General features: G+C 74.0%; 4 protein-coding genes. 1 reads left to right on the forward strand and 3 read right to left on the reverse strand.

What is annotated here, in order from left to right:
- Together AB0J52_RS31705 and AB0J52_RS31710 are read right to left on the reverse strand one after the other, a co-directional pair.
- Positions 1–951 (reverse strand): alpha/beta fold hydrolase (locus AB0J52_RS31705; RefSeq protein ID WP_500186456.1); only part of this gene is annotated, 951 nt, incomplete at its 3' end.
- Positions 952–1,036: 85 nt separating this feature from the next.
- Complete coding sequence (locus AB0J52_RS31710) at positions 1,037–1,633, reverse strand: DUF4126 domain-containing protein (RefSeq protein WP_500186458.1); 597 nt, start codon at positions 1,631–1,633, stop codon at positions 1,037–1,039.
- Positions 1,634–1,863: 230 nt separating this feature from the next.
- Between AB0J52_RS31710 and AB0J52_RS31715 the strand changes: the two genes are divergently transcribed.
- The gene (locus AB0J52_RS31715; protein ID WP_500186459.1) at positions 1,864–2,886 is read left to right on the forward strand and encodes an SGNH/GDSL hydrolase family protein; all 1,023 of its coding nucleotides are present in this window, start codon (positions 1,864–1,866) and stop codon (positions 2,884–2,886) included.
- A gap of 72 nt (positions 2,887–2,958) precedes the next feature.
- Here AB0J52_RS31715 and AB0J52_RS31720 read toward each other — a convergent pair.
- The coding region (locus tag AB0J52_RS31720) for an NAD(P)H-dependent flavin oxidoreductase (protein ID WP_500186461.1) at positions 2,959–3,720 on the reverse strand (762 nt) is incomplete at its 5' end.

The raw sequence follows: 3,720 nt of genomic DNA on the forward strand, positions 1-3,720 counted from the left end.
GTCGGAGCGCAGGGCACTGCGGACCATCGCCGGGAAGCCGCCCAGCCCGGCGGGCGCCCGCTGGGCCAGGCCGTAGAAGATCGCGGCCAGGGCGGTGTCGTCCAGCCGGCGCTGCTGTCCGTCCAGCGTGTAGGGGATCGGACGGGTCCGGAGCCGCTGGGCGAGCCGCGCCACGTCACGCAGCACCTGGTCGCCGTCGCAGGCGCCGGAGCCGCGCTCGCAGAGCAGCCGCAGCGTCCGGCGGGCGGCGCGCGCGTTGGGGCGTCCCCACATGTCCAGGTCGAGCGGGTAGGCGCTGGAGAGCACGACCGACCGCACCCGGTCGGGGTGGCGCTGCGCGTAGACCGTCATCAGATAGGTGCCGTAGGACTCGCCGAGCAGGTCCAGCCGGCCGATCCGCAGCCTGGCCCGGACGGCGTCGATGTCGTCGGCGATCTCGGCCGAGGTGTAACCGCGGGCGCGGGCTCCGAGCCGCTCGCCGCACGCGCCGACCGCTCGCACGAAGGCGTCCCGCGTGGCGGGGAGCGAGCCGAGCGTCCCGCAACTGAGCGGGCCGGAGCGGTTCACCCCGCGCGGATCGACGAGCAGCAGGTCGTGGTCCTTCAGCAGCCCGCCGAACATCCGCGCGTACGTGGCGGCGGACGCGATCGCCGAATCTCCGGGACCGCCCGGATTGATCGTCACGGTCCCCTGGGCGGGCCGGGACGTGTCGCTGTGCTTGAGCAGCGCGTAGGCCACGGTGGTGTCGCCGAGCCCGGGGCGTGCCCGTACGAGAGGCACCCGCACTGTCCCGCACACCGCCCGGGCCACCGGCACGCACCCCGCCGGAGCCTCCTGGGCAGTCCGCTGGGCCGCACCGACGGGACCCGCCGCCGTGGCGGCCACCCCGCCGGCCGCGAGCGCGGCGAGCCCGGCCGCCGGCAGCCAGGTCTTCCTTGAGATCAGCTTCATGCGCAGAAGCCTGGAGCGCGGAGGACCGGACCCGCATCGCCTAGGACGGGGAACCCGCGTCCCTTACCTGAGAGGGAGGCGGACGTCAGTCGGCGGCGGTGGTAGCGCGGGCGCGGCGCCGGCGGCGGGCTCTGCGCAGCAGGCGGAGGGCGACGTAGGCGAACAGGACGAGCGCGACCAGGCCGAGGGCGGGCGCGAGGATCGCCAGCAGGCTCATGCCGAGGGACACGACGTCCTCGATGACGCTGACCACGGGCGCGCCGGTGCCGAGCGTGCCCGCGTTCACCACGGGCCGGACGCTCATCTTGGTGGCGTGGACGAGGAACGCGACGGCGATCCCGAGCACCCAGCCGATCCACGGATGGTCGTGCATGAAGCTGGACGAGTCGACCTTGGCGGCCGCGTCGGTGGCGGCGAAGGCCACGCCGCCCGCCGCGGGCCGGACGAGCGTCTGGACGGCGTCGTTGACGGTGTCCACGACGGGCACCTTGTCGAGGACGAGCTCGGCGCCGAGCAGCAGGGCGATCCCGGCCAGCACCCAGCCGTCGGTCAGCCAGCCGAACGTCTCCGGCAGGTGCAGGACGCCGGTGAACCGGGCGAGCAGCCCCACCAGCAGCAGCGGGATGTAGGCGTTCAGCCCCGCCGCCGTGGACAGGCCCAGGCCCGTCAGGATCGCCAGCATCGTCCGCCGCTCCCGTGAGTGTGGTCTTACCCGCCGGTCGTGTCTGGATGAGATGTTCCCCCGGCCGCCCCCGGTTCCACCTGCGGCGTCACCGGACCGGCACCGGAAGAAACCGGATAAATCGGATCTACTACGTAAAGGCGGGAACCTGGGACACCCCACGATCGTCATTACGGGTGGGACGAGGGACAGGGAGGACGATGGCGGGGCCGGGGACATGGCCGGCGCGGGTGCGAGCCCGTTTCGGTGATCGGGGTCTCGCCGTCGCCCTCCTTCTCGTACTGCTCGCGGCGGCGATCGTGCCGCTGGCGGCCCTTCCGGCCGCCCGCTGCGAGGTGTTCGGCGCCGGGTGCCGCGCGCCGCTGCCGGAGCTCCAGGCGAAGACCGCCGCGCGTGACCGCACCCAGCCGCCCGGCCCCGCCGAGGCCGCCACCAAAGGCTCCTACGTCGCGCTCGGCGACTCCTACTCCTCGGGCGTCGGCGCCGAGGCGACGCTGGCCGACCAGAACCCGCTGAGCCGCTGCCACCGGACGTCCCGCGCCTACTACCACACGGTCGCCAAGGCCTTCCGGTTCGCGGGGGGCACCTCGTTCTGGGCCTGCTCGGGGGCGACGACCGCCGACATCGTCGAGGGCAAGTCCGGCGAGCCGTCCCAGCTCGACCGGGTGACGGGCGGCACCAGCCTGGTCACGATCAGCGTCGGCGGCAACGACATCGGCTTCGCCCAGATCATGGGCGGCTGCGTCATCAAGCTGCCGTGGTCCAAGGGGTGCGAGAAGCAGGGCGGCGCCATCGCCGACCGGATGGCCGCGCTGCGCGAGAGCCTGCCGCGGCTCATCACCAGGATCACCGCGCGTGCGCCGCGCGCCCGGGTGATCGTGATGGGGTACCCGCGGCCGTTCTCGGAGGTCTCGGTGAACGGCGGCGACAACCTCACCCTGGACGACCAGCGCTGGCTGAACGGCCGCGCCCGCGACCTCAACGAGCTGATCCGGCAGGTCGTGACCGAGTCCGACGAGCACCTCGCCGCCGTCGGCGGGCAGGGCAGCGTCGAGTTCGTGGACGCCTACAGCGCGTTCTCCGGGCACGAGGCGGGCAGCTCCGACCCCTACATGAACGGCCTGTCGGTGAACCTGGGCGCGCTGTCGGCCGAGCCGCGCAGCTACCACCCGACCGCCAAGGGCCAGGACGCGCTGGCGCGGCTGTTCGTCGACCAGATCAACAAGGGCCCCGGCCGCCCCCTCAACCAGTAGCCCCGCGCGATTGCCCTCTCGGGGCCGCCCGCCGCCGGCCGACCGGCCGGCGGCGGGTCAGTCGATGGCGGGTCAGTCGGTGGCGGTGATGCGGTCGAGGCGCTCGACCGCCTCGGCGAACTCCTCGACCATGTCGTAGACGACCTGGCGGGCGGGCCGGACGGTGTTCATCAGGCCGACGCACTGCCCGACGAAGTAGTTGGCCAGTTCGCGGGCGCCCTCGTTGCCGGACTCGGCGACCTTGGTGATCTGCCGCATGGCGCCCTCGGCGATGATCATCTGGAGCGGCATGCCGAGCGGGCCGGGGCCGTCCGGCGACTCCCACTCGTCGGTCCAGGCGGAGCGGAGCTGGCGGGCGGGCTTGCCGGTGCGGGACCGGGAGCGGACGGTGTCGCGGGAGGTCGCGGCGAGCATCTTGGCCTTCACCGCGGGGGAGGTCTCGGCCTCCTCGGTGGTGAGCCAGACCGAGCCGCACCAGACCCCGGACGCGCCGAGCGCGAGCGCGGCGGCCATCTGCCGCCCGGTGGCGATGCCGCCCGCGGCGAGGACGGGCAGCGGCGCGACGGCGTCCACCACCTCGGGGACGAGCACCATCGTGGAGATCTCGCCGGTGTGTCCGCCCGCCTCGCCGCCCTGCGCGACGATGAGGTCGACGCCGGCGGCGACCTGGCGGCGGGCGTGCTCGACGGTGCCGACGAGCGCGGCGACCGGCACCCCGGCGGCCTGGGCGCGTTCGACCATGAGCGGGGGAGGGGTGCCGAGGGCGCTGGCGATCAGCGCGATGGGGTGGGCGAGCGCGACGTCGATGAGTTCGGTCGCGCCGCGCGTGGTGAC

Origin of the sequence: Spirillospora sp. NPDC049652, from assembly GCF_040675125.1 — a bacterium.
In the GTDB taxonomy this organism is placed as follows: Bacteria; Actinomycetota; Actinomycetes; order Streptosporangiales; family Streptosporangiaceae; genus Spirillospora.

Coding starts and splice junctions, on each gene's coding strand:
- AB0J52_RS31710 (WP_500186458.1), bottom strand. CDS start 1,633: ATGCTGGCGATCCTGACGGGCCTGGGCCTGTCCACGGCGGCGGGGCTG.